Origin of the sequence: Methyloceanibacter sp., from assembly GCF_050999895.1 — a bacterium.
Taxonomy (GTDB): Bacteria; Pseudomonadota; Alphaproteobacteria; order Rhizobiales; family Methyloligellaceae; genus Methyloceanibacter.
Genome location: NZ_JBPCOU010000076.1, coordinates 1 through 5350, shown reverse-complemented (window position 1 = coordinate 5350; position 5350 = coordinate 1). Strand labels below are relative to the sequence as shown.

The following is a 5350-nucleotide window of genomic DNA, read 5'->3' as shown; positions in this document are numbered from 1 at the left end:
TGACGGACGGCGCCGGCGCGGCGGTCGTGGCTGCCGGGGCAGGCGCGCAAACCGCTCCGCGCGGCACGAGCGACAGGCGCACGGCCTTGTTTCGCGAAACGACGCGGGAGCGGACCGAGCGCGTCGTTACGCACGCGAGGGCGGCTGGCCGGGGCGCTGGTCTGTCGAGACCGGGCACAAAGTCGTGGCGGATTGGAATCCGAAGCAGCTCGACGAGACGCCCGTCCGAGCGACCGGCTAAACGAAAGGAACGACTGGAGATGATTGCACAGATCTCGCGGCGCCTGGCGCTGCCGCGTCTGCAATCGCAGGTCGTCAAGGCGACGGCGCCGCTCGCATCGCGTCTCAGGTTTTGCTCGGCGTCGCCTGGAGCTTGCGGCCGCCGCGGCTTTACGGCGTTCCCGCGACGCTCGCGCTGGTCGCGCGCCATTTCGCCGGATTCGGGCCGAAGCGCGGGGCGTTGCCGGATCCGGACAAGGCTCTCAATTACCCGGACGGTCTGGTCGGCATTTGCAGCGATATGAGCGTGCCTACGCTCCTCCTCGCCTACGCCAAGGGCCTCTTCCCGTTCTCCCATATCGGGCCGCAGAAATGGTGGGCGCCGAAGGAGCGGATGGTGTCGTTTCCGGAGAACGTCTACATCTCCAAGACCACGCGACGGCTGATCCGCATCAAGCAGTTCGACGTGACGTTCGATTCTTATTTCGCGGGCGTCATCGATGCGTGCGCCGCGCCGCGTCCGGGACGTCCGCATCTCACTTGGATCACGCCGGACATCATCGAGCACTTCACCGCGCTGCACGAGGCGGGCTACGCGCATTCCGTCGAGGTCTGGGATCGCTCCGGCACGCTCGCCGGCGGGCTTTACGGCCTCGCCGTCGGCAAAGTGTTCTTCACCGAATCCATGTTCTCCCGCGAGCGCGACGCGTCCAAGATCGGCTTCATCACGCTCAGCCGCCACCTCCAGCACTGGGGCTTTGTGCTCAATGACGGCAAGCGCATGACCGGACGTTTGAGCCAGCTCGGCTTCACGCTCGTTCCGCGCAAGGCCTTCAATACCGTGCTGGCAACGGCCTGCCGTGTGCCCGGGCAAGTCGGGCGCTGGAGCGTCGACGATCGGCTCGACATCGCGAATTGGGAGCCGAAGGCGCCTGCCGGCCGCGACCGGCATCTCGCGCATTTGCCGGTCTAGAGCCCAGAACGGTCACTTTCCGAACCGCTGACCGCTGGGCCTGACGGAGCGAGCAGGCCGGTGTGAGCGCGAAGGTGCGGCGCACCGTTCCGCCATTTTTGCCTTGCATTGTGCGGGGCCGCGGCGATGATCGCCGCACCCTAACCCTCAAGCTCCCGTACAACGACCTTGTCATCCTTTACGAATTCGATGCTGAAGCGCCCGCCCCAGATCGACGCGGCGACGCTTGGCCGCGACGCGATCGCGGGCACGATCTCGGCTGTCGTGCAGATCGCCTATTGCGTGTCGTTCGCCGCGCTCATCTTCACCGGAGATCTCGCCGGCGGCTTTGCGCTCGGGCTTGCGGGTCTCATCATGGGCACCGTGGTCACGTGCGTGGTCATCGCGCTGACCTCGACCTTCTCGCCCGTCATCGGCGGCCCGGATTCGCCGGCGGTGGCGGTGATGAGCGTGCTGGCGTCGTCGATTGCCGCCGCGCTTGCCGCCAAGGGCGCCAGCAACGCTCAGATCATCGTCAATATTCTCGTTGCCCTTTCGGTGAGCACGCTGCTCACGGGCGTTTTGCTTTACGGCGTTGGCGCGCTGAAGCTCGGCCAATGGCTGCGCTTCATTCCCTATCCCGTGATCGGCGGCTTCCTTGCCGCCTCGGGCCTCCTGCTCATCAGCGGCGGCGTCGAGGTCGTGACCCAGACCAACCTGACGCTGTCGCCGTCGAGCTGGGAAATCCTCTACTCCGCCCTTTACGCACCGCAGATCGTCATCGGGGCGCTGTTTGCCATCGCGATCCCGGTCTTGGGGCGATGGGTCCCGAGCTATCTCGCATTGCCGCTTGCGTTCTTCGCCTTCTTGCTCGCTCTCGATCTCAGCCTGTTCGGCATCGTCAACGACGAAGCCGTGCGCGGCGCCTGGTTCCTGCCGAGCCTTGGCGATCTCAGTCTGTGGTGGCCGATCACGGCCATGCTGGGGGAACATGTCGATTGGGGCGTGATTGCGCAAAGCAGCGCGGAGATCGGCTCCTTTTGCGGCGTGATGGCGATCGCGCTGCTCCTCGATGTCTCCAGTCTCGAGGTTGCGCGCCAGAAAGCCGGGGATCTCGACCAGGAGTTTCGCTCCAACGGTCTTGCCAATCTTCTGGCGTCCGTGATGGGCGGCTTTGGCGGCTCGCTCTCGATGAACGGTAGTTTGCTGCTCGACGAGTCCGGCGCCACCACACGCTGGGCAGGCGCGATCGTCGGCATTGTCTGCGCCCTGATCCTTTTCTCGGGCGCCGATGTCGGCAGCGTCGTGCCGAAGGCGATTCTTGGCGGTATGCTCGTTTATCTCGGCGTTATGATCCTTTTCGAGCTGTGGGAGGCGCCGGCGCAGAGCTCCTGGATGGAATGGGTGCTCACGGCGCTGATGACGCTCGTCATCATCAATTTCGGTTACTTTATGGGCGTGGTGGTCGGCGTGATCGGCGCATGCCTGATGTTTGCGTTGAGCTATAGCCGCATCGGCGTCGTCCGCCGCCATCTCACGCGCGGTGAGTTCTCCTCCAATGTCGAGCGCTCGCCGGAACAGACGCGGCTCCTGCGCGAGGAGGGCAAGCGCCTGCATGTGTTCTGGTTGTCAGGCTTCATCTTTTTCGGCTCATCGAACGGCCTATACGAACGCATCAAGCGGGTCATTCAATCTCAGCACGACAAGCCCGTCGGCTATGTCGTGCTCGATTTCGGTTCAGTACCGGGCCTCGACACCTCGGCGGTCCTCAGCCTCGTCAAGCTGCGCAATTATTGCGAGGAGCACGGCGTCACGCTCGGCTTCTCCGGCCTGAGCGACATCATGAAGACCGCCTTTAAAAGGGCGGGCTTCTTCGGCAGCACGAGGCCGCATCAAGCCTTCGCCAGCCGCAACGAGGCTGTCGAATGGTGCGAGGATATGCTTCTCATGTACCATGAGGTCGGCGACGCCTCGATCCACACCTTCGAAAGCTGGTTGCAGGCCGAATTCGGCGGTCAGGTCGGTTTCGACCGCATCTCGATCTATATGGAACGCCACGAGCTTGAGGGCGGCGAGGTCATCTTCCGCCAGGGCGAACCGTCCGACTCCGTGGTGCTCCAGGCGTCGGGCTGCGTGGCCATCACCATCGACGACGAGCATGGGCGGCCCATCAGGCTGCGCCGCATGATGGGACATACGGTCGTGGGCGAGATGGGCTTCTTTCGCGGCGTGCCGCGAACCGCCAATGTCGTGGCCGAGGCGCCGACCGTCGTCTACCGCCTCGCGCGCGCGTCCTTCGACAAGATGCAAGCCGAGGACCCGACCGCCGCGGCGGCCTTCCACAAGCTCATCATTCGCCTGCTCGCCGACCGTCTCGAATTCGCCAATCGCGAGATCTCGGCGCTGCTGTAGGTGTTCTCTCTCGCCGTTCGAACCGACAACCGTTTGCTTCCCCTCGTTCGGCCAAGAACATCATCCCCCGCGATTTCGCGCCCGTTGCCGCATGGAAATTCTCTTGCGGCTTCAGGGTGCTGTGCGGGCTAGAGCCGTTTTGATTGAATCCGAGTCGGGAGGATTTCCAAGGCGTGCGAATGCTGATTCTGTCTCCTTTCGGATTGCGGATTCGCGGGGAGGGAGATGATGGCGCGGGCCAATCGCAATGGTCAATTTTATATAGCCGAGGAAGCGTGTCCTTAAAGGTCCGCGCGGTTAACCACGCGATTTTGCCAGTATAAAATTGACCAGCGGCCTGGTGCCGCACGGCTACGCTGACCGCTCATCGGCCAGGGACAAGTCGTGCCTTCTACCGTCGTCATCCCCCAAACATATCGAGCGGCCTGCTTGTCTTCATTGTGGGGAAGCGATGTCGCTTACGCGGAGGGAGCCGATAAGCGCGGGCGATGAACACCGGTTCTTTGAGTGGGCGAAGTGCAACCACACCGAACAGGTTGTTGTGAGGTTCCGATAAACTGGCGAAGATGAGCCCTTAAGCTTACTCGCTCTCAGCGGTACGGTGCAGGCCGGGCGGAATGTCGTTCAGGATCACGTTCAGCAATGAATTATGCACTTTCAAGTGGCCGTTTTACTCGATGAAGCCCAGCTTCCTGAACTTATTCATGAAACCGCTTACGCGCGAGCGCGTCGTGCCGATCATCTCAGCAAGCGTCTCCTGGCTCAATTTTGCAATAACACGCTCGGTTGTCCCCTCCTTGCCAAAATTGGCCATCAACAACAACGCGCGGGCCAACCTCTTTTCGTCCCTGTTCCGAGAGGACGGTCATTTTGCATTGGCCGGCACGCATTCAGAAGACGGCGTTGCAGGGGTCGCCCTGATTAAAAATGACCTGGCCGGGCCGGTATTTTGCCGAACTCCGACCGCCGGCCACCGAGGAAAGAAATTCATCTAAATCAAATGTCTGTCTACGCGCCATTTCGTCCACCAGCTTGCGCATCCATGGGCAATCGGGGAAGCTATATTATACGGAGGCCGTGGTCGGATCAATCTCTCAACCTCACGCATTTAGGCTCCACCTTTCCCGTCCGAGGGTTAGCTTCCTTGTCTCTTTTCCACGGCGTAACGATGCGCCGTCAGGCGGCTGCCGCCACGAGCACGGCGACGATTGCCAGATAGGTCAGGCCGTGGATGAGCTGGTCGGTGCCGAGTGCGTTCCAGAAGCAACGGTCCTGCGCCGTCCAGCCGTTGCGGTGCACGATCTGCTCCTTCGCCCAGTCGACATGGTAATGCACCGCGAACTCGCCGAGAGCGATGGCGACGGCAACGAGGAGCGAGCCCGGCACCAGCACGAGATAGACGAGCGGGGTGAGGGCGACATGGATGAAGCTGTGGATCAGTCCGCCGGGATGACCGTAGGACCCTTTGTTCAAATATTGATACGGCGTCTGCAAATAGAAATCGGCGACCATGTGCTTGATCATGAGCACAGCGACAGCGGCGAGGAGGAGAATAGCGAGTTGAGCCATGGCAGCTATTTCGACAGGGCTTCGGCGGTACCGTCCCACTGGGGCGGAGGCGGATTGGAGCGGAAGAAGGCGATGCGCTCCCGATAAAGCGCGTAGAGGCGGTCGAGACCGCTGATGGTTTCGCAGTCGCGGCTCAGAGCCTCGGCCGTGCCCCAGTCCTGCGCGCGGTAGCGCGACAGGAACTCGCCATGCCTCTCG

The 5350-nt window shown here is 62.4% G+C and carries 4 protein-coding genes and 1 pseudogene; 2 read left to right on the top strand and 3 right to left on the bottom strand.

Annotation, left to right across the window (positions count from 1 at the left end):
• Window positions 1-373 precede the first annotated feature (373 nt).
• Together ACR2J1_RS08615 and ACR2J1_RS08610 are read left to right on the top strand one after the other, a co-directional pair.
• On the top strand, window positions 374-1192 hold the full coding sequence (locus ACR2J1_RS08615; protein ID WP_434018918.1) for a leucyl/phenylalanyl-tRNA--protein transferase: 819 nt from the start codon (window positions 374-376) through the stop codon (window positions 1190-1192).
• A 189-nt stretch (window positions 1193-1381) separates the two neighbouring features.
• A complete protein-coding gene (locus ACR2J1_RS08610) occupies window positions 1382-3583 on the top strand; it encodes a SulP family inorganic anion transporter (RefSeq protein WP_434018917.1) in 2202 nt (733 codons plus the stop codon).
• Window positions 3584-4256: 673 nt separating this feature from the next.
• Here the strand turns inward: ACR2J1_RS08610 and ACR2J1_RS08605 are convergent.
• From ACR2J1_RS08605 to ACR2J1_RS08595, 3 genes and pseudogenes are all read right to left on the bottom strand, one after another.
• A pseudogene (locus tag ACR2J1_RS08605) lies at window positions 4257-4436 on the bottom strand (helix-turn-helix domain-containing protein); the annotation flags it as partial.
• 323 nt (window positions 4437-4759) lie between these two features.
• Entirely contained in the window at window positions 4760-5152 is a 393-nt protein-coding gene (locus ACR2J1_RS08600) for a DUF3307 domain-containing protein (protein ID WP_434018916.1), read from the bottom strand.
• A 5-nt stretch (window positions 5153-5157) separates the two neighbouring features.
• A partial coding sequence (locus ACR2J1_RS08595; RefSeq protein WP_434018915.1) for a hypothetical protein occupies window positions 5158-5350 on the bottom strand: 193 nt, incomplete at its 5' end.

Bases quoted from the DNA above. Each gene is read 5' to 3' on its own strand.
- ACR2J1_RS08600 (WP_434018916.1), bottom strand. From the start codon at position 5,152: ATGGCTCAACTCGCTATTCTCCTCCTCGCCGCTGTCGCTGTGCTCATG.
- ACR2J1_RS08610 (WP_434018917.1), top strand. From the start codon at position 1,382: ATGCTGAAGCGCCCGCCCCAGATCGACGCGGCGACGCTTGGCCGCGAC.